Origin of the sequence: Rhizobium sp. TH2 (assembly GCF_024707525.1) — a bacterium.
GTDB lineage: Bacteria > Pseudomonadota > Alphaproteobacteria > Rhizobiales > Rhizobiaceae > Rhizobium_E.
Genome location: NZ_CP062231.1, coordinates 2,383,628 through 2,405,284, shown reverse-complemented (window position 1 = coordinate 2,405,284; position 21,657 = coordinate 2,383,628). Strand labels below are relative to the sequence as shown.

Below are 21,657 nucleotides of genomic sequence, written 5' to 3'. Positions count from 1 at the left end.
ATGGTGAGCGAAACGGCCGATGCGGGGACAGCCGCCGAGGAGCGAGATGAGGCGCCGAGGCCCTCTGCTCGTCCGTTCTCGACCTTCGAGCGCATGGTCGCACTGCGATACCTGCAGCCGCGCCGCAAGGAAGCGTTCATTTCGGTGATCGCGATCTTCTCGTTCATCGGCATCGTTCTCGGCGTTGCGACGCTGATTATCGTGATGGCCGTGATGAACGGCTTCCGCACCGAGCTGATCACCCGCATTCTCGGCATCAACGGCCATATGATCGTGCAGCCGATCGACGGCGTACTCGACAATTACGCCGACCTCGCCAACCGGTTCTCCAAGATCCCCGGCGTCAGGGAAGCGATCCCGTTGGTCGAGGGCCAGACGCTTGCATCGGGCAAGGCGGGCGCTGGCACAGGTGCGCTTGTGCGCGGCGTGCGCGCCGATGATTTCGGCAAACTCAAGATGGTGGCCGACAATATCAGGCAGGGCGACCTGATCCCCTTTGCCGCCGGCGAAGGCGTGGCAATCGGCACCCGCATGGCCGAACAACTCGGGCTCTCCGCCGGCGACACGATCACGCTGATCTCGCCCGAGGGCGACGTGACGCCGCTGGGCGTCAATCCCCGCGTCAAATCCTACAAGGTCTCGGCGATCTTCGAGATCGGCATGTCGGAATACGACGCCTCGATCATCTTCATGCCGTTCGAGGAAGCGCAGCTCTATTTCAACGCCGAAGGCATCGCGCAGTCGATCGAGCTTTTCCTCGATCATCCCGAGGCGATTGACGAGATGCGGCCGCTGATAGAGCAATCGGCGGAACGGCAGATCTTCATCACCGACTGGCGGCAGCGCAACCGCACCTTCTTCTCGGCGCTTTCCGTCGAACGCAACGTGATGTTCATGATATTGACGCTGATCGTGCTGGTCGCGGCGCTCAACATCATCTCGGGCCTGATCATGCTGGTGAAATCCAAGGGGCCGGATATTGCGATTCTCCGCACGATGGGCGCGACATCAGGCGCCATCATGCGGATATTCTTCATGACGGGGGCGACAATCGGGATCGTTGGGACGTTTGCCGGTGTCATCCTGGGCGTCATCGTCTGCCTCAATGTCGAGAGTATCCGGCAATTCTTCTCGTGGCTGTCGGGTACGACGATCTTCAACCCCGAACTCTATTTCCTCAGCCAGTTGCCGGCGGAAATGAACCTCAGCGAGACCGTCACCGTCGTTGTCATGACGCTGACGCTTTCTTTTATCGCCACCATCCTGCCAGCCTGGCGGGCATCCACCATCGATCCTGTGCAGGCTCTCAGATATGAATGAACTGACTGCCGACGTCCTTCAGATCCACAATGTGTCGCGTCATTTCGGTGAGAACGAGCAACGTCTCGACATTCTCAAGGATGCGAACTTCACCATGCGGAAGGGTGAAATCGTCGGTCTTGTCGCGCCTTCGGGCACCGGCAAGTCGACCCTGCTGCATCTCGCGGGCCTCTTGGAAAAGCCGGATAGCGGCCGGGTTCTGGTCAATGGCGTCGATTGCGGCTCGCTGTCCGACAAGGACCGCACGGCGATCCGACGGATGGAGATCGGATTCGTCTATCAGTATCATCACCTGCTGCCGGAATTCTCCGCCGCCGAGAACGTGATGATGCCGCAGATGATTGCCGGCCTACCGCGCAAGGAGGCCGAGCAGCGCGCGGCCCAGCTGCTCGATTATCTCCGCGTCGGCCATCGCGGCCATCACCGTCCGGCCGAGCTTTCGGGTGGCGAACAGCAGCGGGTGGCGATTGCGCGTGCGGTGGCAAATGCACCGCTCGTGCTCCTCGCCGACGAACCGACCGGCAATCTCGATCCGGTGACCGCGCATTATGTCTTCGATGCGTTGGAAGCGCTGGTGCGCCAGTCCGGTCTGGCGGCCCTCATCGCCACGCACAATCATGAGCTTGCAGCCCGCATGGACCGCCGCGTGACGCTCGAAGAGGGCAGGGTCGTCGAGGTTTGATTATTTCAGTTTGAATCGTTGTTCGATGCTCGAACTCTTTTTCGAGTTCACATCGTTGAACGTGTATTTCAGCACATAGTCGCCGGCCGGCACGGCGGATACATCCAGCGTCAAGGGCGTGTAGATCTCGAACAGCGGTTCGCGGCTCTCGACCTTGAAATTGCCGAAGGCCTTCTGCTCGGCGAGAATTTCTCCGGCGGGGTTGCGCAGTTCGAAGTCGACGGTGAAGGCGCTCTTGACGCCGTCTCCATCAGCAACCCAGGCAAGCCCGATCGGCTCGGCATAGGTGATCAGCGACGAGCCCTTGGGGAATTCGTTGCTGGCGACGCGCTTGTAGCTGCCGAAGATCAACGGTTTCTCGCTGACGAAGAATGCCTTGCGGATATCGAAGGGAATGGTGTCGGAGACGGCCGCCAGCGATTGGCGTATCTTGTCATAGGCCGCCGGGCCATCGCCCTTGCCGATCAGTTCCTCTGCCTCGGTGGCGAGATCGGTGACCTGGCCGGCGAATGTCAGTCCGGGCGCTGCTATCATCATCGCTGCCGCAAGAAGCTGGGATATCTTCAACGTCTTCTCCGCCGGGAATCATCTGCTGTCAGGCAGAATAAGAGACGGGCCTTATGGCAGGGTCAAGGAAGGTGCCGCTCAAGATTGCGTCAACGCGGCAGTTCGAGCGTTTCCCTAAGCCAGCTTGCGACCAGTCCGGCGAGTTGAACCGTTGTGCCGGGCGACATTGCATCGCCGGCGAGGACATGGTGGTTTGGATCCTCGACGCCATCGACCTGGATGAGATTGTGCGGGCCGCCCCAGCGTTTCTCGATGTCGCGGGTGATGGCGGGTCGGACGACCTTGTCATCCGCTGAGATCAGGAACAGAGCCGGCTCTGAGATGGTCTCGACCGGTGCGTTGACGGCCATCTTGACGGTTTCCGCCATCGGTAGGAGCGCCTCGACGGGATAGCTCGTGGTCCAGAAGACCCGCTGGCGCTCGGTGCCGGGCTCGAAGGAACGGGTCTCGCCAAGTACGAGGCGGGAGAGTTCGCGGGCGAAAGGCACGGTCAGCAGCGAGGAGCCGAACGCCTGGACGCCATAGTTCGGCGAGAAGAAGACTGCTGCATGGATGCGGTTCTTGAATTCCGGTCGCGTCAGGGACCAGGTCGCAAGTGCGCCGCCGGTGGACGTGCCCATCACGACGACGCGTTCGCCGAGCCGTTCGCCGATCGCAACGGCTTCTGCGAAGTCGTTGATCCAGGCGTTGACGCTGACGTCAGCCATGGCGTCGGTCGTCGTGCCATGCCCTTTGAGGCGGGCGAAATAGAGATTGGCCCTGAGGTTTCCGGCGACGATGTCGGGCAGTGGCCGCATCTCTCCTGGAGAGGCCGAGAAGCCGTGGATGTAGATGATCGAGATCGGGGTCCTGGTCTTGGTCTCCGCATCGGCCCAGACGATGTCCTTGTGCTGGTTGGGCTGGATGCCGCGGATTTTCGCTTCGGCCTTGTCGAGATAGGAGTCGAGATCGTCGCCGATTGTCGCCGGATCGAAAGTGATGGTCGTATCGACGGGGGTTCGCGGGCCGAACAGCCATGCCGCGCCGAGAAGCAGGATCACAATGGCCAGGAGGATTGCGATGGGAAATACGATCTTGGATGCCCTCATCTGCCGCCGCCTCCCACAGCGGAATGTACCGATGCATGGGGCCATTCTAGCATGCGAATGAGGCTTCCTTGACCGAAATCGCTATGCTAGAGCAATCTTATGGCAGGATTTCTTTCAAAATTGTTTGGATTTGGCGGCGGCGATGCCGCTGCTCCCACTGGCGGCAAGCAGCGGATGGAGCGGATCGGCGAATATGCCGTCTATGCGACGCCGATGAAGGAGGGTGGCCAGTGGCGGCTGGCCGGCCGGATCGAGAGCGATACGCCCGACGGTATCAAGGTCCGCAAGTTCATCCGCGCCGACATTTTCTCCAGCGAAGACGATGCGGTGGAGACCACGTTCCGCAAGGCCAAGCAGATTATTGATCAGCATGGTGCGGGATTGTTCGGCGATGGTGCCGCCGAGCGGCAGGTCTGAGCTCGTCGCGTATTTGTTCAATGAAATCGGCCCCTTGCGGGGCCGTTTTTGTTTCTGGAATCAGTTCAGATAATCAGGCTCCTGCTGTTCGAGCAGGATTTTCAGGTCGGCAAGGTGGCGTTCGCACTGGCCGGGATAATCCTCGATCTCCTGGGCGACCTTTTCGGCGACGTCATCGGATAGGACGCGGAGCTTCTGGCCCGTCTGCAGCGCCTTGATATAGGTCTCGGCGGCGCGCTCGAAATAGTACATGCGGTTGAAGGCATCGGCGACGTCCTTGCCGAGCACCAGCACGCCGTGATTGCCCATGATCAGGACTTTGTGCTTGGGATTCTTGAGCAGGCGGGCGCAGCGTTCGCCCTCGTCCTCGAAGGCGAGACCGCCATAGCTGTCGTCGATCGCATAGCGGTTGAAGAAGGTGGCACAGTTCTGGTCGATCGGCAGCAGGCGCGAGTCGGCGAGGGAAGCCAGCACGGTCGCATAGATCGAATGGACATGCATGACGCAGCGGGCGTGCGGCAGATGGCGGTGGATCGAGCCGTGCAGGCCCCAGGCCGTGGGGTCGGGCGCATCGGGCTGGTCCATGGTCTTCGGATCGTTGGCATCTAGCAGCAGCAGCGACGAAGCCTTGATCAGGGAAAAGTGGACCTGATTCGGGTTCATCAGGAAGCGGGTGCCTTCGTCGTTGACGGCGAGCGAGAAGTGGTTGGCGACGGCCTCATGCATGTTGAGGCGTGCCGTCCAGCGGAAGGCGGCAGCGAGATCGACACGCTCTTCGTAGAAGGGCAGGTTGGTCAGTTTCGGCATCGAAGCAACGTTGGCGGACATCGGGTTCTCCCTGAATTCGTGTGACGCCAAAATGCGCTGCCTGCGTCGTCGGGTCAATGCGCCGGGCGGCAATGGCTGCCGCCCGACGCTCAAATTATTCCGTGTCAGAGGGTCATGCGGAATTTCGCGAAGCCATCGGCGCCTTCGCCGGCATCCTCGATTTTCGCGCCCTTGACGTCAGCCATGAAGGAGCGGGCCTTGGGGCCGGTTTCGAAGAGCACGGTCGTGCCGGCCATCGGCTTGAACGTCCAGTTGGCATCGGCGGACGGATTGATCGTGCCCTGGTCGATGATGTAGCGCACCAGCACGTCGCGGTTGGTATCAGGCGCGACCAGCACGACCTTGTCGTCCTTGATGTCGGGGAAATTGCCACCGCCGCCGGCGCGGTAGTTGTTCGTCGCGACGACGAATTTTTGAGCGGGATCAATCGGTTTTCCGTCATAGCTCAAGTTCTGAATCCGGCTTGACTCCGCGCTGATCACATTGCCGTCCTTGTCGTATTTCGGCTTTTGGCTCAAGTCGATCTGGTAGGTCACACCGTCGATGACATCGTAATTGTAGGACGGGAAATCGGGGTTGATCAGGATGGCGTCTTTCGCGCCGGCCTCGACATGGTTGAAGATTCCAGCCGACATTTCGAGCCAGTTCTTGACCTGCTCGCCCGTGATGACGACGGCACGCAGCGTGTTGGGATAGAGGTAGAGGTCGGCGACATTCTTGATCGCCACGGCGCCCACAGGCACATCGGTGTAATATTCGGCGCCGCCACGGCCACCGGCCTTGAAAGGTGCGGCGGCCGAGAGGATGGGAAGATCCTTGTATTCGGTTTTCGCCATCAGGTCCTTGACGTACCAAAGCTGGGCCTGGCTGACGATCTGGACTGATGGATCATCGGCGACCAGCGCGAAATAGGAATAGAGCGGTGCCGAGGTCTTGCCGACGGGCCGGCGGACATAGGCCAGCGTCGCTTCATGCTCTTCCTTCACTGAATCAAGGACTTCGGCCTTGTCCTTGACGTCGGGAATCACCTTTTTCTCCTCGCGGTGATAGATGCCGCGCGCCTCGGTGGTGAAATCGACGATCTTCCATTTGCCGCCATCCATCTCGATCAGAAGGTCGATCAGGCCGAGATGCGAGCCCCAGAAGCCGCCCATGACGGCGGGCTTGCCCTGTAGCGTGCCCTTGACCGGATCGGCGCCGGCAATGCCATCCCAGCCCTTGGGTCCCGGGAAGACGAGATGCTGGTGGCCGGTGAAGATCGCGTCGATGCCCTCGACGCCGGCGAGATAGAGCGAGGCATTTTCCATGCGCTCCTTTTCGCCAGCGCCATCGATGCCGGAATGGGAGAGGGCGATGATGATATCCGCACCGTCCTCTTTCATCTGCGGCACCCAGGCCTTGGCAGCCTGCACGATATCGCGGGTATTGGCCTTGCCCTCGAGATTCTTCGAATCCCAGACCATGATCTGCGGCGGCACGAAGCCGATAAAGCCGACTTTGATCGTGCTCTCAGCGCCCGAACCGTCCTTCACCGTCTTCTCGATGATCATGTAAGGCTTGAGGAAGAGCTCATCCTTGCGGGCGTCCTCGGCGAGTTGGCCCTTGGTCAGGTTGGCGCAGACGTAAGGGAAGTTCGCGCCCTTCGTGACCTTGAACAGATAATCGAGGCCGTAGTTGAATTCGTGATTGCCGAGCGTGCCGCAATCGTAGCCGAGCGTGTTCATCGCCTTGATCACGGGGTGGATATCGCCATTGTTCATGCCGCGCTCATAGGCGATGAAATCGCCGAGCGGATTGCCCTGCAGGAAATCGCCATTGTCGATCAGCATGGAATTGCCGGCCTCGGCGCGGATCTTGTCGATGATCGAGGCGGTGCGCGACAGGCCGAGCTTGTCGTCTGGCGCATCGGCATAATAGTCGTAGGGGTAGACGGCGACGTGAATACGGGTGGTTTCCATGATCCGGAGATGGGCCTGGTTGGCTTGGGCGTGGGCTGCGAAAGGATGAAGCATGACAAGCGCCGAGCTTGCCGCCATGCCCTTGAGCAGCGAACGGCGGGTGGATGTGATGTCCAGAATTTGGCTCATGATGTTCTCCTCTGGTGTCGCTTATGGGTGGGCGTTTTCTGACGCACGCTACAGCCGCTACATGGCGTTCATGACAGATTTTTTACCAGATGATAAAAACTCTTCGTTCGCCAATTGGCAATCCTAAAGTTGCAGGCGCAGTTTCTCGTTCACGCGGCGGGATTCCGTCCGTGGTGTGAGGCATTCTGGTTCCCGATCCCTTTGTCTGGACAACGAGGATCGGCCGGGGCACGTCTCCGTGCCAAGTTATATGGCCGCTTTCGCGGCCGTTAAGACACGTCGCCGTGCCCCGTTAAACGGTGTCTCCATCCCCGAACTCGCCAGCACTGCCCCCGTTGTCCCGCAGCCTTTGAGGAGCCTTGGGGAACGATCATGTGTGCGCTACAGCGCACGTCCGGGGCGAAACTCAGCGTCTCCGCTGCCGTCCCCAGAGGACTGGCCCTTCTCGCGGACGCCCCGCATGGAGACTTACGTCGCTTCTCCATGAAGGTCACCGGTCCCGCCTCGCCCTGACGCCTCAGGGTGTAGCCGATACGGAACGGGGATGATTATAAGGCGGCTGGAGAGCGTGTGGATTTTTTGACGCAAGCGATTGATATTGAACGATAATGATCTGAGGAAATGCATCAAACTCTGCGAAACGATGAATTATTTCCCTGCACTTCTGATAAGTAATTGATTTTGCTGCGAAGAAATTGACGTTAGCCCAAAGAGCACCCCTCACCAAGCGCGTCCATGCGTTCGCTGAAGCTCACGCGGACTTGCTATCCTCTCCCGCAGGGGGAGAGGTAAAACTCGTGGCACCGCCTCGCCTGAAGTGAAGGGCGAGCGCGTGGCACTTTACCTCTCCCCTTGCGGGAGAGGATACGCAGGCCGCGAGAGGCGATAGCCGATCGCCGATCGCTTGGCCGAAGTTGGTGAGGGGTGAACTCGACTGTCAAGAGCAGTGACCAATCCTCGATCTTTACCCAAACGCCGCGACGTTCGGCCGATCGATGATCTCACGCAATGCGAAGCTCGAATTGATCTTCACCACATGGGGCAGGGCCGAGAGCCAGTCGCGGTGGATGCGCTCGTAATCCTCGAGATCCTTGCAGGCGACGCGCAGGATGTAGTCGTATTCGCCCGACATCAGGTAGCAGACGAGGATATTTGGCACGCGTTTTACCGCGGCTTCGAATTCGGCGAGCGTCTTGGCGAACTGGCCGGACAGGGAGATGTGGACGATGGCGATCATCTTGTAGTCGAGCGCCTTATGCGACACCTGGGCATAATAGCCCGATATGACGCCGGATTTTTCGAGGATGTCGAGGCGGCGCGAGCAGGAGGACGGCGACAGGCCGACCTTGCCGGCAAGGTCGGCATTGGAGATGCGGCCATCCTGCTGCAGAGTCTTCAAGATGGCGAGATCGATTTGATCCAGCTTGTCCATTCGCACGTCCTTCGAATTAATCGTTTTGACTTGCAATAATATTCGAATGGTGGCTGTCCGGCAATGCAACTTTGCAAGGACATTTCGTGGGCTTTGCAGTCTAATCCCGCGCATATCGAAACCCGCCCAGAACATCAAAGACAGGGGAATATCCATGCGCGTCGGTTGCCCGAAGGAAATCAAGAATCACGAATACCGCGTCGGCCTGACGCCTGCCTCCGTCCGCGAATATGTGGCGCATGGCCATTCCGTTCTCATCGAGACCAATGCCGGTGCCGGCATCAGCGCCTCGGACGCCGATTATATCGCCGCCGGCGCGAAGATCGCCGCAACCGCCTCTGAAGTCTTCCAGAATTCCGACATGATCGTGAAGGTCAAGGAGCCGCAGCCGTCCGAATGGGTGCAGCTGCGCGAAGGCCAGATCCTCTATACCTACCTGCACCTGGCTCCGGATCCGGAACAGACCAAGGGCCTGCTCGCTTCGGGCGTCACCGCCGTTGCCTATGAGACCGTGACCGACGATCGTGGCGGCCTGCCGCTGCTCGCACCGATGTCGGAAGTGGCCGGACGCCTGTCGATCCAGGCCGGCGCGGTGGCACTCCAGAAGGCCTATGGCGGCCGTGGCGTGCTGCTCGGCGGCGTGCCGGGCGTGCTGCCGGGCAAGGTCGTCGTCATCGGCGGCGGCGTCGTCGGCCTGCATGCGGCCAACATGGCGGTCGGCCTCGGTGCCGACGTTACCATCCTCGACCGTTCGCTGCCGCGTCTGCGCCAGCTCGACGATATCTTCGGCGGCCGGGTTCATACCCGCTTCTCGTCGATCGACGCGCTGGAAAGCGAAGTCTTCTCGGCCGATCTCGTGATCGGCGCGGTGCTGATCCCCGGTGCCGCTGCTCCGAAGCTGGTGACGCGCAAGATGCTCGGCGGCATGAAGAAGGGCGCTGTGATCGTCGACGTTGCGATCGACCAGGGCGGCTGCTTCGAGACCTCGCATGCGACGACGCATTCGGACCCGACCTACGAGGTTGACGGCATCATCCACTATTGTGTCGCCAACATGCCGGGCGCCGTGCCGGTGACCTCGGCGCATGCGCTGAACAATGCCACGATCTTCCACGGCCTGGCGCTTGCCGACAAGGGCATCAAGGCGATCCTCGCCGACAAGCACCTGCGCAACGGCCTCAACGTCCACAAGGGCAAGATCACCAACCTGCCGGTGGCGGAAGCGCTTGGCCTGCAGATGCATGAGGCGGAAGCAGCACTCGCTGCCTGATTGGGCACGCTCAAAAATTCAAAGGCCGGCGGAGCGATCCGCCGGCCTTTTTCGTTCGGGATATGCGGGTCCAGCGTTAGCGCGGGACGCAATAATCCCAATAGCCGCTGGTCTGGCCGTTGTTCGACCAGTACCAGCACAGATCCGGATCAGGCTGCACCGGCACGCGCGATGCGCCCACGACGATGACCGTGCCGAGCGCCACGCCGGCGACGACGCTGCCGTAGTACGGCCGCCGGTTCCAGGCCCTGTAGCCGTGGTTGTAGCGGTTGTTATGATATCTGTTGTTGTTGTTGTAGTTCTTTTTGGTTGTCTTTTTCGTCTTCGTGGTTTTCTTCGTCGTCTTGCCGTTCTTATTTGTCTTCTTGACCGTCTTCTTCTTCTTGACGGTCTTCTTCTTCTTGGCGACAGTGACGAACAGTCCGTTGTCGCTCGACACCGTCGGGTGCGACGGCGCCTGCAGCGGACCGGCTATGGCGGTCCCCATCGACAGGGCCACCGCGGCTGCGATGAGGATGAGAAATGGCTTTCGCATGTTGGCATCTCCGTAGGTAACTCACACCGGGTGCCGCCCGGATCGGTATCAGGGAAGGCGGCCGGTCAAGCCACTATCCGCAGCGCTCGGAATGCTTGTTGAAACATGCTTGTCCCCCCTCGGTTTCTCGGGCGGGTATGTCTGCCGCCCATAGCGAGGTAGCCTGTCGAAAAGAATGGTGTCCCGCAAGTACGTTACAGTAAATGCCGGGGATATACGACCCGCCAACTGGGAGTCAGCGGGTTGACCAAAAGCCTCGGTGATACGGCTTTTCAAGGCGCGTTCACGCCCGGTCGATGCGGCACTGGTAGCAGCTGTTGCGGGCGGAGCGGACGTGGACATAGGCGATATCGTCACGGACGAAAAGCGCCTCGGAATAGCTTGGAATATCTGCAATCGGCGTGACCTTGCCGGTGCCGTAGACGATTCTGTTCTCTTCGTTATAACCGCGCAGGATGAAATCCGGGCTGGTGGCGAGGATGGCGGGGCTGACCTCCTCGGCGGCATAGCGCTTACAGGGTTTGGCGTGCAGGAAGATCGGGCCGGTCTCGGCAAATGCCTGGACTTCAGGGAAGGGCCGGTAAGCGAAGACCAACAGTTTCTCACCCTCGTCGATATTGGCGAGGCAATGACGGCAGGGATGGCCGGGGCCGTCGGACACCATGGTGTCGGGCGTGAGGCCGTAGGCATCGGTGCCGCCGTTCCAGAAGGCTTCGGCGTCTTTGGTCGGCATGGCGGTGAAATGTATGGACATGACAGGCTCCTCGGTTGGTGATGTATCTTCATGATCCACCCGCGCCTTAGCTTCCACCCGGAACTTGTAAAAGCGAACCTGCCGGCACAGGGCGCTGAGTCCGGTGGGAGCTTTGAAATGCAGCAGTCCGTCCCAGCATCAGTCGATGTAACGCGCGGGATTTAGCCGGGAAACCCTGATGGCAATGACATCGCGCTTGGCTACTGGCTGGCCGGTCTCATTTCTTGCCCCCACCAATCACCCTGAATGCGATCGGCTGTCCATCATCCTATCTCACTCTCAGCGGATCATGGAGCGAAGCGAGGATGGTAATTTGATCGGGAATCCTGTGGGCCGGATAGTCAGGACGGAGCCGGAGCCAACGTCTTCCGAGATGAACCTGATGATCGGCGGGCGATCGATAGTGAAAGTCAATACGAGCCCAGGTTATGATATCGGCTCTATCATCACTGGTTTCTCTGAGCCGTTGCAGCACTTCCGCACAAGATGCGACTTTCGATTTGATGGTCCGATGCTTCGGCCGTCTGAGGCTTAGTCGATACCGATTTCTCTCAGTGCTGCACATGACTTCGACGTGCTCGACAGCAACCGCCATGGAAACGTAGTTATGCTTGCGATCCCATATCAGGAATGCGGGGATGGCGGCGCAGCCTAAAAGGAGAACCAAGCAAAAAGAGATAACGAGTCGTTTGACCATGCCGAGCACAACGTGAGATTTCATTCACAATCGGCCAAAGCAATTCAGATATGATTAAACGATGAGATAGAATCCTAATCGTCATTGATCCGGCTTCACGAAGTCAGCCTGCTTGCTGGATAGGCGGACCGTGATGCGGCTGCCGACCTGGATCGGCTGGCCGGCATCGTCCTTTTCACGGACGATCTTGGTGCCGTGGACGTTGCCATCGGCGGGCGAGGTGTAGTCGAAGGAGACGAAGGTCTGCTCGCGGATTTCTGCCGTTGCGTTGCTTCCATACTCGGTCCGGATTTCATCGCATGGGCCGACTTCGCGCGGCACGGGGCTGTCTTCATCGAACGCAGTGCAGAGCGTTTGGACCGATTTGACCTCGACGGTCTGGGTCTCGAAATTCAACCAGTCGTCGATCGGCTCCCAGAAGAACAGAATGGCAGCCGCGATGATGATGAGGGCGTACTGCCAGCGGAACCTCCGCCTGACGACAACCGGTTGGCCCTCGGTATTCATTCGTCAGCCACCCTTATGCATTCTCAGGATCTCGTCGTCGCTGAGCGGGCGCACCAGTGCGTCTGACGTGGAAACGGGCGAGAAGCCGAACATCTGGTATAGCTGCAGCGCGCGGGGATGGTCGAGATTGTTGGTGGTGACCACGACCTTCTTCGGCTCATGCGCCCAGGCCGCATAAAGGGTCTGCAGCAGGAACCACTTGCCGACGCCGAGGCCGCGCGCATGCTCCATCAGACCGAAATGGCGGAGTTCGACGGTGTCCCCGTCCTCGCAGAAGAATTCATAGAAGCCCGCCGGCGCGCCGTTGACGTAGAGCACCGTGACTTCGGTGCGCTTGTCGCGCAGGAGTGCCGTCAAGGCTTCGTCGCTCATCCTGAGCCGGTCGACCCAGTGCCAGCGGCGGCCGACCTGATCGTAGAGGTAACGATAATAGGCGAGCGGAATGTCAGGAACGCGCATCACGGCCGTATGCAGATTAACCGGGAGCGCGATACTCTGGCGCGGTGGCGCGGTCATTTCCAGCCGTGTGATATGCGCCTTGAGTGCCCGCGGCGTCTTCCGTGATGTAATTTTCAAATCTCAATCCTTGCCGGTGACGACGGGCGTATCGTCAAGGCCGCCCCATTCGGTCCAGGAACCATCATAGAGCGTGTTGTCGGCATGGCCAAGCGATGTCAGCGCCAGCGTGATGATCGCCGCTGTTATCCCCGAGCCGCACGACGTGACGATGGGCTTCGAGAGATCGATGCCGGATGCCTCGATGGTCTTCCTGAGTTCCGGCAGCGACTTGAACTTGCCGTTTTCGGCGAAGATGCCCGATGGCAGGCTTTTCGCGCCGGGCATATGGCCGGAGCGCAGCCCGGCGCGGGGCTCGGGATCGACCCCAGTGAAGCGGCCGGCGCTGCGGGCATCGGCGATCTGGATCTTGCCGGCGTCGACGATCCTGCGCATGGCGTCGAGCGTGGTGACCTTCGAGGCGTCGTAGTTCGGCTTGAAGGTTGCGGGTGCAGGTTCGGGCAATTCGGATGTCACCGGGCGGCCATCGCGCTTCCAGCCATCCATGCCGCCGTCGAGCACATAGACATTCCTGGCGCCCATGACCCGGAACAGCCACCAGACGCGGGGCGAGGCGAACATGCCGATGCCGTCATAGACGACGATCGTGTCCGTCTCCGAGATGCCGATCCGGCCGACCTCTTCAGCGAAATATTCGGGCGAGGGGATGGTATGGGCGAGGCTGGACGATTGATCGGCGATCTTGTCCTGGTCGAACAGCACGGCGCCTGGAATGTGCGCCTCGGCATATTCCTCCGCCGCGTTGCGCTTCTGCGCCGGCAGGTAGAAGGAGCAATCGACGATTCTGAATTCGGGCGCGCCGAGGTTTTTCTCGACCCAATCGGCGGAGACGATGAAGCGGCTTCTCTCTTCGGACATAATAGTCTCCTCCCGGTGACTTGACGTTAGGTAAGATCAGGCCTCGGGCGTGCCAAACCTTATCCGGAAGCGCCTGTTTTCCTTGCCCTTCTTCTCGATCCTGGCGATGTGGATATCGCCGACCTCCTGGGTCTCGGAGACATGCGTGCCGCCGCAGGGCTGGCTGTCGATGGCGGCGTTTTCACCAATGCAGACGAGGCTAACCCGGCCGAGGCCCATGGGTGGCCGAACATTCTTGGATTTGACGATGCCTGGATTGGCGGCGAGTTCGGCGTCGGTGATCCATTGCAGATAGACGGGATGGTTGGCGCGGACGATCTCCATCATATCAGCCGTCACCGCGTCCTTGTCGATGGTTTCGGCCATGTCGAAATCGACGCGGCTCTCATCCTCGCCGACTGCGGCGCCGGTGATCGGATACTGGCAGACGACTGAGAGGATGTGGCAGGCGGTGTGCATGCGCATGAGCTTGTAGCGGCGCGGCCAGTCGACGTGGATCGTCAGCTTCTCACCGATCTCGGGTGTGGGTTGGCCCTCGAGCGGGACATGCAGGATGACGCTCTTGTCCTCGCCGTTGACGGTGACGCCGAGTTCGATCCTGGAACCGTCGGCGCGCTCCAGAAAGCCTGTGTCGCCGGGCTGGCCGCCCGACGTGGCGTAGAAACAGGACTGGTCGAGTTCGATCGCTCCGGTTTCCCGTACCGCCGTGACGGTCGCCTCCGCTGTCGAGAGATAGAAATCGTCACGGAAAAGCGGAAGCGTGGGCATGAATTACTCGGCTGTTTCGTAAGGCGGCTTGATAGTGGACTTGCGCGCGATCCATTCGGGGACCGGCAGGCCCTTGGAGCTAAGGAATTCCGGGTTGAACAGCTTGGACTGATAGCGGTTGCCGTAGTCGCAAAGCACGGTGACGATGGTATGGCCCGGGCCGAGGTCCCTGGCAAGGCGGATCGCGCCGGCAATATTGATGCCGGAGGAGCCGCCGAGGCAGAGGCCCTCATGCTGGATGAGGTCGAAGACCAGCGGTATCGCCTCCGAATCCGGGATTCTATAGGAAAAATCAGGCACGAAGCCTTCGAGATTGGCGGTGATGCGGCCCTGGCCGATTCCCTCAGTGATCGAGGAACCGGGCGATTTGAACTCGCCCGATGTGTAATATTCGTAGAGCGCGGCGCCTTCCGGATCGGCGAGGCCGATCTTGATATCCGGGTTGAAACCCTTGAGACCGGCCGCGACACCCGCCAGCGTGCCGCCGGAACCGACGGCGCAGACGAAGCCATCAACCTGGCCTGACGTATCCGACCATATCTCGGGCGCGGTGGTTTCGATATGGGCCTGGCGGTTGATCGTGTTGTCGAACTGGTTGGCCCAGATCGCGCCGTTGGGCTCGGTCTTGGCCAGTTCATCGGCAAGGCGGCCGGAGAGCTTCACGTAATTGTTGGGGTTCTTGTAGGGAACGGCCGGGACTTCCACCAGTTCGGCGCCGAGCAGCTTCAGGGCGTCCTTCTTTTCCTGGCTCTGTGTCTCGGGGATGACGATGACGGTGCGGTAGCCGAGCGCCTGGGCGACCATGGCGAGCCCGATGCCGGTATTGCCGGCCGTGCCTTCGACAATGACGCCACCGGGCTTGAGCAGGCCCCGCTTCTCGGCATCCCTGATGATGTAGAGCGCCGCGCGATCTTTGACCGACTGGCCCGGGTTCATGAACTCGGCCTTGCCATAAATGGCGCAGCCGGTCAGCTCCGAGGCGCGGTTGAGCTTGATGAGCGGCGTGTTGCCGATGGCTTCGAGGACATTGTCATGCGTGGGCATCGGATCATTCCGTTTTCGTGGCGTGAAACTATGCCGCGTCTATTTCATCGGCAAGGGTTCGAGCGCAAGAAATATGTTGCTGCCCGAAGTTGAGGGTGGAGAAAACATTTCCCAGAGCGTTTCAAAACGACTGATTGGAAGGCTTTCAGTCGTCTTCGCGGTCCTGACGCGTGGCGCGGAACGCAGCAAGTGCTGCGTCGCGGGCCTCAGCGTGATCTACGATGGTATGGGGGTAGGTTTTGCCCAGCGTCACTCCTGCTTCTTCCAAGACTTCCCTCGGTGCTTCGAAAGGCTTGTGGATATAGTGGTCCGGCAGGTCTGTGAGTTCCGGGCAGAAGCGCCTGACGTAGGCTCCCTTGGAATCGAATGTCTCGCCCTGTCGAATGGGATTGAAGATGCGGAAGAAGGGCGAGGCATCCGCGCCGCAGCCGGCGACCCATTGCCAGTTGAAGGCATTGCTGGCGCGGTCGGCATCGAGCAGCGTGTCGCGGAACCAGCGTTCGCCCTCACGCCAGTCGATCAGCAGGTCCTTGATCAGGAACGAGGCGACGATCATCCGGACGCGATTGTGCATAGTGCCGGAATGCCAGAGTTCGCGCATGCCGGCATCGACAATGGGGTAGCCGGTCATGCCGCGTTGCCAGGCTTCAAGTTTCTTCGGGGCATGTTTCCAGCCGAAACGGTCGAAGCGGCGGTCGAGATTGGTGTCAGCCATGTCTGGATTGTGAAAATAGACGTGCCAGGCGAATTCGCGCCAGACGATTTCCTTGCGGAAGCGCTCGATATCGCCGGCAGGCGACTTGGAGCCGATCGTTGCGCGCCACAGGGCATGTGGCGAGATTTCACCGAAGGCGAGATGGGGCGACAGGCGCGAGGTGGCTGGCGTCGCCGGAAAATCGCGCTGGTCGCCATAGTCCTGAAGTTGATTGGCAATGAACTCTGCCAGGCACTTATGTGCGCCAGCTTGGCCGGGTTGCCAGAGATCGGCGAATCCCTTTGCCCAGTCGGGCTTTGTCGGCAACAGGTGCCAATCCTTCAGCGACTCGCTTTCGATTTCTTGCCCAGCAGCCGGAATGGACTTCGGAGCCGCTATGGGCGAGGGCGGTTCGTAAGACGCGGAGAATGCTTTCCAGAAGGGCGTGTAGACGGCGTAGCGCTTACCCTGCTTAGTCTGGAGCACGGCAGGATCGTGCATGAGAAAGCCCGAGCAGCTTTCGGCGCGGATGCCCGCCTTGCGGAGTTCGGCCTTGATCTCGGTATGGGTTTGGCGGCCTTGGCCATCATAGCGGCGATTCCAGAAGACAGCTTGCGCACCAGTCTTCGCGGTCAGCCATTCGATGAGATGACGGGGGTCGCCGGTGAGCAGCAGCAGGCGATTGCCCCGCGCCCGGAGTTCCGCATCCAGCGCCACTAGGGAATGGTGCAGCCACCACGCCTGCGCCGCACCACTGGCGCCGGCATGGGGATCGTTCGGCTCGCGGATATAGAGGCAGATGACCGGGGCTCCGGTCGATAAAGCCTTCTCGAGTGCGGGATTGTCGGCCAACCGGAGGTCCCGGCGGAACCAGAGGATGGCGGGCGAGTGCGGGTGGGCTTCATGCGGCATGCTGCGATTCCATTGCGGTCGCAGTTTGATACGGCTTGGCGAAGCAAAAGTTCATTTTGGTGGCGTGGATAATGGATGAAGGGTATAGTCCAACCACGTGAAATGCCTGCTATCCCCGCTTTTCCGCAGAATCTTCAAAAAATCGCTTGGCAAATCGGGAAAGCATTTGTATTAGGCCACCCAACGCTGCGGCAACGCAGACATTCCCTGGTAGCTCAGCGGTAGAGCATTCGACTGTTAATCGACAGGTCGCCGGTTCGAATCCGGCCCGGGGAGCCAAATTCTAAAGGCCTTTGCAGAAATGCAGAGGCCTTTTTCTATGTAAATCAATACGTTACGCTTCCTCCTTCTAAGCGCATCAATCTGGCTGCGGATTTATGCTATACATTTTGCTGTACATTCTGCCTATCCAAGGTATGCTGACCAAGAAAGTGACGCTTCCTTGGACATATGGGCCTCATGAAACTCGTTCTCCGAAACAAGACATGGCAGATAATCCGCCGAGTTCCGAAGCGCTATGCGTCGGTCGAGCCGCGCACCCAGGTATGGATTAGCCTCCACACCGACTCGCAGACCATCGCACAGCAGAAAGCGCCGATTGCATGGGCGCAGATGATCGAAGGATGGGAAGCGGCGCTTGCGGGCGCGACCGACGATGCGGAGCGCCGGTTTGGGGCGGCAAAGGAATTGGCCGCAGTACGCGGCTATAGCTACCTGCCAGCTGATCGCGTGGCGCGGCTGCCGAAAGAGGAGCTGTTGGCACGCATCGAGTCGGTCACGAAGCTTTCCGGGGAGGCTGCCACTATCGAGGCCCGTGCCGTCCTCGGCGGTGCACGTCAGCCAGACATGACCATCAGCAAGGCGCTGGAAACCTATTGGACGCTGGCGAAACAAGATACCCTCGGCAAGAGCGAGGATCAGGTCCGCCGCTGGGAACATCCGCGTCGGCGAGCCATCACCAATTTGATCGAGCTGCTGGGCGACAAAGATATCTCCGATATCAGCCCGGACGACATGCTGGATTTTCGTCAGTCGTGGATGGACCGTATTGTTGCAGGGGAAGCTCAGCCCGATACCGCCAATAAGGATTTGCAGCACATTGGCAACATCCTGAAAACCGTTGTGAAGATGAAGAGGCTCGGCCTTGTTCTGCCGCTGGATGGCCTGACCTTTAAGGCAGACAAAAATCGCACCCGCCCGACGTTTTCGGTTGAGTGGATCAAGACCAAGCTTCTGGCATCGGGGGCGCTCGCCGAATTGAACAAGGAAGCGCGTTGCATCGTTCTGGGCATGATCAACACGGGATATCGCCCCGGCGAGGCCGCGGGCCTCCTGCCGCATCATATCCGGCTCGACGTGGACTTGCCTCATATCTCGATTGAGCCGGAAGGCCGACAACTTAAGAACAAGGTTTCGGAGCGGGTCATTCCTTTGGTCGGCGTAAGCCTAGAGGCGTTCAAGGAATGCCCTAATGGGTTCCCCCGCTATCAGACCTCTAGCGCCAGCCTTAGTGCCACTGTTAACAAGTTTCTGCGCCAACACGGGCTACTCGAAACGGAGGACCACGTTCTGTACAGCTTGCGACACACATTCGAGGATCGCATGCTGGCGGCGGGAATAGATGAACGTATCCGGCGTGACCTCTTCGGCCATTCGCTTGGCCGTGAGCGATACGGCGAAGGTGCTACACTGGCGCATAAGCGCGACGTGCTTCAAGCCATCGCGCTCTGAGTAGCAACAATTGCCCGAGCGCGGGCGAGGGGGTCACCCTTCGCCTCTTCTGCCGCTATCTCATTCTCGAGCCGAATAAATATCGGCGCATAGATCGGGTCTTCCTCCAGCAGTTGCGCGACCGTCACGCGGGCGGCTTTAAGCCGTTCCAACGTGAAGTCACGCTCGCTGTGTTTGTGACGAGAATGAAACATTCTATGCACGTCGCCCGCTGCTCTTTAATATTGTCGCCAATGTGCAAAGTAGATGTTGACGAAAACTTCGTATATTGCTAGATCAATTGTATAAACAGTAACATGAAAAGACTGGAGCGCGCAATAAGTGTCGCCTCTTGTGCCGTAAATTTGTCTCCTGAAAATTTTATTTTACCCATGGATATCCTCCCACCTCGGGACCTTCCCAAAATCGTAAACGCCTTCAATCAAAGAAGAGGAAGATGGCTCAGCTATGTTTCTTTCTTGAAGATCATACTTGGCGCGCAAGGCGTCCTTCTCCCTAAGTTCTGCCTCGACCTCCTCTCGATATTCCTGCTCGCGCCTCTGACTTGCCTCGCGCCGTATTTCCATCGCGCGCTGCGACTTGGGATGTATCGGCAAGGCTCCGTATCGTTTCGCGTCCTCCTGCATACGCAGTGCTGAGTGATATTTTTGGGATGCTGCCAATTCGACCGCATTGTTCTTCTCCCACATCCGGCTCACGGCGCGTTTTTCGGCGATCTTCATGCGGGCCTCTTCCTGGGTCAAGCCACCCTTGAGGGTTAGACGGGCAAACTCAGCCTTTTCGTGATCCTTGATCGAGCGTAACCACCCTTCCGTCATGTCGGAAGCATAAGCTTTGCGGAAGTGCGCCAGCATTGAAATCAGGAACGAAAGCGTCGGGATTTCCGGGCGGTCATGCTTTACCCAGGAGAAGCGATAGGACATGATCTGTGTCCAGTTGGTGACCGCCCAGCGCAAGAACTCGTGCAAATCTTCGGGTTTTCTCTCCCATTTTTTGATCAGGGCGTTGTTGACTATGGCACGTTCTTTCCCGGTCCAGCCTACCCAGATTGCGCCGGGATAGTCCCGGAAGGCATCATCGAATGCAGCGCGGAACGTTTCCTCAATTGCACCCGGTTTCACTTTTTGCTGTGCCTGGGTGGGCCGATCATGGGTCTTGCGCAGTTCCTTAGTGGGGGTGCCGGTTGGCACTTGGGGCGACGAGGAACTCTGCGGAGCTGGAGGTTCTTGCGCCGAGGGTGAGGCAGGCTCCACTTCCTCAATAAAATTAAAATCGGAAGAACCGATCACTCGGTTCTGCGAAGCGGGAGCCGAGTAAAATGCTTCTCCTCTTATTTCTTCTTCTCGTACATCTTCTTCTCTTATGGGTGACATCCCTGTCACTGCCGGGGGTGACATCCCTGTCACTGGACGGGTGACACGCGTGTCACCCATTTTCCTTGTCGGTGCCTTTTTTCGGTCCTCATACGCACGCCGCTGACCGGGTTGGGGTCTCCAGTTCAGATTGAATGTTATCTGAACACCCTTGGGATTGGGTTCCTTGATGATAACTCCGATCTCTGCCAGTTGCGCCACGAGGCGTTTAGCTGTTCGTTCGTCGCAGCCGACGCCGTTAGTCATGGTGTCGCCTTTGGCTATCCTCATGTAGGTAAACCCCCAACTGTCTCGGCCCATTTGAATTGTCTGGTCGAAGAGGTGGCGAAGCATAGAGTAAACGTTGAGATCGAAGTAATCTCGAAGTTGGCGATCAAAAAAGCGCGATAAATCCATCTGACACTTGGGATTTCCCTTGTCGGCATACCAAGCGCGGGCGAGCCCGCCCAGCGGGTCTTGCTCGCTCATCTCATGAATAAGGGCGTGCGAAGTCAGTCGGCCGAAATTGGGCCGTAGTACGTTTTCCATTTGAAACCCTTTTATACCCGATGCGCCGATGCCCGTTCAAAGGGCAAAAGTCGGGCATCGGCGTCACTCTGCAACACAACCGTCGTCGTGATCACGTCTTGAAAACGCGATAGTACACACTAACAAAAAAATGCGCTCCGAGCAATACTATGAGCAGCATAACGGTGTTGGAGAAAAGAGTGTCGATAACTATTTCGCGTGAACAGAAAGCAACATAAAAGTATATTTTGAAACTTGTTGTAGGATAACGTGAGAGCGTTCGATCATGGATTTTAATAGGCCTGGTGTGCTGAATACATGTTATCGATTTACACTATGATGCGCGAAACTGGTTTCCAAAAATTTCATCAGAAACGCTGCCGTAGTATCAAAATGTTCGTGCCAGGCGTTGCTGAGAAGAGCCGCTGGCAGATTGCGTTTAGTCATGGGGATTTCTCTCAGACGGGGCGAGAGCTTAAATTTGGCAGATTGTATCGGGAAGGGCGTTTTCCCGATGATTTGAGCCCTGTACAGAAATAGTGAAACCGGGTGCAAAAATTTCGGATGTTGATGCGGAGGAGCAGTCCGCGTTTGCTATCGATTGAAGCGTCCCGAGTTGACCCGTGGTGAGCGCTTGGCGGCTTTGCGGTCCTATTATCACCGGACAACGAGAGCTTCCCAATAGCATTGCGTTCTTCCCGTTACGCCATGAGAGAATTTTCCCGTTATACGCCAGAGAAATGCCCCGATTATTCCCGCATTTCCCCTAACGTTTAAAAGCTCTTGCTCGACCGCCGCTAGGGATCATTCCGCTAGGTTTGGCAAGGGGTTAGCGGTTGCCACTGTTTTCGATTTCACGCGTCACAGCGGGAGAAATTCGGCGATATCACTGCTCGCCCATGTCGGCACCAAATGCCGGTTCGTCGGTGACTGGGTATTAATGATAATTAGAAAGGGTGAATAGCCTGACATCATGAAATCACACTGCATGGGCTGGTTCATTATGAGTA

The 21,657-nt window shown here is 58.8% G+C and carries 20 protein-coding genes and 1 tRNA gene; 6 read left to right on the top strand and 15 right to left on the bottom strand.

Translation table 11 applies throughout. From position 1 onward, the window contains the following. A complete protein-coding gene (locus IHQ71_RS11960; protein WP_258162173.1) occupies positions 1 to 1,320 on the top strand; it encodes a lipoprotein-releasing ABC transporter permease subunit in 1,320 nt (439 codons plus the stop codon). Further along, positions 1,313 to 2,002, top strand: coding sequence for an ABC transporter ATP-binding protein (locus tag IHQ71_RS11955; protein ID WP_258162172.1), 690 nt, complete (start codon positions 1,313 to 1,315; stop codon positions 2,000 to 2,002). The genes IHQ71_RS11960 and IHQ71_RS11955 overlap by 8 nt, the downstream gene beginning before the upstream one ends. Here IHQ71_RS11955 and IHQ71_RS11950 read toward each other — a convergent pair whose 3' ends face one another. Together IHQ71_RS11950 and IHQ71_RS11945 are read right to left on the bottom strand one after the other, a co-directional pair. Next, on the bottom strand, positions 2,003 to 2,569 hold the full coding sequence (locus tag IHQ71_RS11950) for a hypothetical protein (RefSeq protein WP_258162171.1): 567 nt from the start codon (positions 2,567 to 2,569) through the stop codon (positions 2,003 to 2,005). It abuts the gene before it with no gap. A gap of 89 nt (positions 2,570 to 2,658) precedes the next feature. Beyond that, a complete protein-coding gene (locus IHQ71_RS11945) occupies positions 2,659 to 3,657 on the bottom strand; it encodes a carboxylesterase (RefSeq protein WP_258162170.1) in 999 nt (332 codons plus the stop codon). Between the two features lie 99 nt (positions 3,658 to 3,756). Between IHQ71_RS11945 and IHQ71_RS11940 the strand changes: the two genes are divergently transcribed. Beyond that, complete coding sequence (locus tag IHQ71_RS11940) at positions 3,757 to 4,074, top strand: HlyU family transcriptional regulator (protein ID WP_258162169.1); 318 nt, start codon at positions 3,757 to 3,759, stop codon at positions 4,072 to 4,074. A gap of 60 nt (positions 4,075 to 4,134) precedes the next feature. On the opposite strand, the gene IHQ71_RS11935 is transcribed toward IHQ71_RS11940, so the two are convergent. The 3 genes from IHQ71_RS11935 to IHQ71_RS11925 all read right to left on the bottom strand — a co-directional run bounded on the left by IHQ71_RS11935 (position 4,135) and on the right by IHQ71_RS11925 (position 8,421). Continuing rightward, positions 4,135 to 4,902, bottom strand: coding sequence for a class II aldolase and adducin N-terminal domain-containing protein (locus IHQ71_RS11935; protein ID WP_258162168.1), 768 nt, complete (start codon positions 4,900 to 4,902; stop codon positions 4,135 to 4,137). A gap of 104 nt (positions 4,903 to 5,006) precedes the next feature. After that, a complete protein-coding gene (locus IHQ71_RS11930; protein WP_258162167.1) occupies positions 5,007 to 6,989 on the bottom strand; it encodes a bifunctional 2',3'-cyclic-nucleotide 2'-phosphodiesterase/3'-nucleotidase in 1,983 nt (660 codons plus the stop codon). 964 nt (positions 6,990 to 7,953) lie between these two features. Then, complete coding sequence (locus tag IHQ71_RS11925) at positions 7,954 to 8,421, bottom strand: Lrp/AsnC family transcriptional regulator (protein WP_258162166.1); 468 nt, start codon at positions 8,419 to 8,421, stop codon at positions 7,954 to 7,956. Positions 8,422 to 8,575: 154 nt separating this feature from the next. Between IHQ71_RS11925 and ald the strand changes: the two genes are divergently transcribed. Continuing rightward, positions 8,576 to 9,691 carry an alanine dehydrogenase gene (ald, locus tag IHQ71_RS11920; protein WP_258162165.1) on the top strand — a complete coding sequence of 372 codons (1,116 nt, stop codon included), beginning with the start codon at positions 8,576 to 8,578 and terminating at the stop codon, positions 9,689 to 9,691. Between the two features lie 76 nt (positions 9,692 to 9,767). On the opposite strand, the gene IHQ71_RS11915 is transcribed toward ald, so the two are convergent. The 8 genes from IHQ71_RS11915 to IHQ71_RS11880 form a co-directional block, all read right to left on the bottom strand. Further along, positions 9,768 to 10,226 carry a hypothetical protein gene (locus tag IHQ71_RS11915; protein WP_258162164.1) on the bottom strand — a complete coding sequence of 153 codons (459 nt, stop codon included), beginning with the start codon at positions 10,224 to 10,226 and terminating at the stop codon, positions 9,768 to 9,770. Between the two features lie 283 nt (positions 10,227 to 10,509). Beyond that, positions 10,510 to 10,980 carry a DUF1203 domain-containing protein gene (locus IHQ71_RS11910; RefSeq protein ID WP_258162163.1) on the bottom strand — a complete coding sequence of 157 codons (471 nt, stop codon included), beginning with the start codon at positions 10,978 to 10,980 and terminating at the stop codon, positions 10,510 to 10,512. A gap of 778 nt (positions 10,981 to 11,758) precedes the next feature. Then, positions 11,759 to 12,184 (bottom strand): hypothetical protein, encoded by a 426-nt coding sequence (locus IHQ71_RS11905; RefSeq protein ID WP_258162162.1) that lies wholly within the window; start codon positions 12,182 to 12,184, stop codon positions 11,759 to 11,761. A gap of 3 nt (positions 12,185 to 12,187) precedes the next feature. Next, complete coding sequence (locus IHQ71_RS11900; RefSeq protein ID WP_258162821.1) at positions 12,188 to 12,700, bottom strand: GNAT family N-acetyltransferase; 513 nt, start codon at positions 12,698 to 12,700, stop codon at positions 12,188 to 12,190. A gap of 63 nt (positions 12,701 to 12,763) precedes the next feature. Then, positions 12,764 to 13,618: a 3-mercaptopyruvate sulfurtransferase gene (gene sseA / locus IHQ71_RS11895; protein ID WP_258162161.1), complete on the bottom strand. Its 855-nt coding sequence runs from the start codon at positions 13,616 to 13,618 to the stop codon at positions 12,764 to 12,766. A 36-nt stretch (positions 13,619 to 13,654) separates the two neighbouring features. Then, positions 13,655 to 14,386, bottom strand: coding sequence for an alanyl-tRNA editing protein (locus IHQ71_RS11890; protein ID WP_258162160.1), 732 nt, complete (start codon positions 14,384 to 14,386; stop codon positions 13,655 to 13,657). A 3-nt stretch (positions 14,387 to 14,389) separates the two neighbouring features. Further along, complete coding sequence (locus IHQ71_RS11885; protein ID WP_258162159.1) at positions 14,390 to 15,430, bottom strand: cysteine synthase A; 1,041 nt, start codon at positions 15,428 to 15,430, stop codon at positions 14,390 to 14,392. 145 nt (positions 15,431 to 15,575) lie between these two features. Continuing rightward, positions 15,576 to 17,036 (bottom strand): deoxyribodipyrimidine photo-lyase, encoded by a 1,461-nt coding sequence (locus IHQ71_RS11880; RefSeq protein ID WP_258162158.1) that lies wholly within the window; start codon positions 17,034 to 17,036, stop codon positions 15,576 to 15,578. A gap of 204 nt (positions 17,037 to 17,240) precedes the next feature. Between IHQ71_RS11880 and IHQ71_RS11875 the strand changes: the two genes are divergently transcribed. Next, positions 17,241 to 17,315 (top strand) — tRNA-Asn (locus tag IHQ71_RS11875). 180 nt (positions 17,316 to 17,495) lie between these two features. Further along, positions 17,496 to 18,767, top strand: coding sequence for a tyrosine-type recombinase/integrase (locus IHQ71_RS11870; protein ID WP_258162157.1), 1,272 nt, complete (start codon positions 17,496 to 17,498; stop codon positions 18,765 to 18,767). On the opposite strand, the gene IHQ71_RS11865 is transcribed toward IHQ71_RS11870, so the two are convergent. Both IHQ71_RS11865 and IHQ71_RS11860 read right to left on the bottom strand, forming a co-directional pair. Further along, the gene (locus IHQ71_RS11865) at positions 18,749 to 18,961 is read right to left on the bottom strand and encodes a hypothetical protein (protein WP_258162156.1); all 213 of its coding nucleotides are present in this window, start codon (positions 18,959 to 18,961) and stop codon (positions 18,749 to 18,751) included. The genes IHQ71_RS11870 and IHQ71_RS11865 overlap by 19 nt on opposite strands. A gap of 171 nt (positions 18,962 to 19,132) precedes the next feature. Further along, positions 19,133 to 20,668, bottom strand: coding sequence for a hypothetical protein (locus IHQ71_RS11860; protein WP_258162155.1), 1,536 nt, complete (start codon positions 20,666 to 20,668; stop codon positions 19,133 to 19,135). Positions 20,669 to 21,657: the final 989 nt, after the last annotated feature.

Bases quoted from the DNA above. Each gene is read 5' to 3' on its own strand.
- IHQ71_RS11960 (WP_258162173.1), top strand. From the start codon at position 1: ATGGTGAGCGAAACGGCCGATGCGGGGACAGCCGCCGAGGAGCGAGAT.
- IHQ71_RS11955 (WP_258162172.1), top strand. From the start codon at position 1,313: ATGAATGAACTGACTGCCGACGTCCTTCAGATCCACAATGTGTCGCGT.
- IHQ71_RS11945 (WP_258162170.1), bottom strand. From the start codon at position 3,657: ATGAGGGCATCCAAGATCGTATTTCCCATCGCAATCCTCCTGGCCATT.
- IHQ71_RS11940 (WP_258162169.1), top strand. From the start codon at position 3,757: ATGGCAGGATTTCTTTCAAAATTGTTTGGATTTGGCGGCGGCGATGCC.
- IHQ71_RS11935 (WP_258162168.1), bottom strand. From the start codon at position 4,902: ATGTCCGCCAACGTTGCTTCGATGCCGAAACTGACCAACCTGCCCTTC.
- IHQ71_RS11930 (WP_258162167.1), bottom strand. From the start codon at position 6,989: ATGAGCCAAATTCTGGACATCACATCCACCCGCCGTTCGCTGCTCAAG.
- IHQ71_RS11925 (WP_258162166.1), bottom strand. From the start codon at position 8,421: ATGGACAAGCTGGATCAAATCGATCTCGCCATCTTGAAGACTCTGCAG.
- ald (WP_258162165.1), top strand. From the start codon at position 8,576: ATGCGCGTCGGTTGCCCGAAGGAAATCAAGAATCACGAATACCGCGTC.
- IHQ71_RS11915 (WP_258162164.1), bottom strand. From the start codon at position 10,226: ATGCGAAAGCCATTTCTCATCCTCATCGCAGCCGCGGTGGCCCTGTCG.
- IHQ71_RS11910 (WP_258162163.1), bottom strand. From the start codon at position 10,980: ATGTCCATACATTTCACCGCCATGCCGACCAAAGACGCCGAAGCCTTC.
- IHQ71_RS11905 (WP_258162162.1), bottom strand. From the start codon at position 12,184: ATGAATACCGAGGGCCAACCGGTTGTCGTCAGGCGGAGGTTCCGCTGG.
- IHQ71_RS11900 (WP_258162821.1), bottom strand. From the start codon at position 12,700: ATGACCGCGCCACCGCGCCAGAGTATCGCGCTCCCGGTTAATCTGCAT.
- sseA (WP_258162161.1), bottom strand. From the start codon at position 13,618: ATGTCCGAAGAGAGAAGCCGCTTCATCGTCTCCGCCGATTGGGTCGAG.
- IHQ71_RS11890 (WP_258162160.1), bottom strand. From the start codon at position 14,386: ATGCCCACGCTTCCGCTTTTCCGTGACGATTTCTATCTCTCGACAGCG.
- IHQ71_RS11885 (WP_258162159.1), bottom strand. From the start codon at position 15,430: ATGCCCACGCATGACAATGTCCTCGAAGCCATCGGCAACACGCCGCTC.
- IHQ71_RS11880 (WP_258162158.1), bottom strand. From the start codon at position 17,036: ATGCCGCATGAAGCCCACCCGCACTCGCCCGCCATCCTCTGGTTCCGC.
- IHQ71_RS11870 (WP_258162157.1), top strand. From the start codon at position 17,496: ATGAAACTCGTTCTCCGAAACAAGACATGGCAGATAATCCGCCGAGTT.
- IHQ71_RS11865 (WP_258162156.1), bottom strand. From the start codon at position 18,961: ATGTTTCATTCTCGTCACAAACACAGCGAGCGTGACTTCACGTTGGAA.
- IHQ71_RS11860 (WP_258162155.1), bottom strand. From the start codon at position 20,668: ATGGAAAACGTACTACGGCCCAATTTCGGCCGACTGACTTCGCACGCC.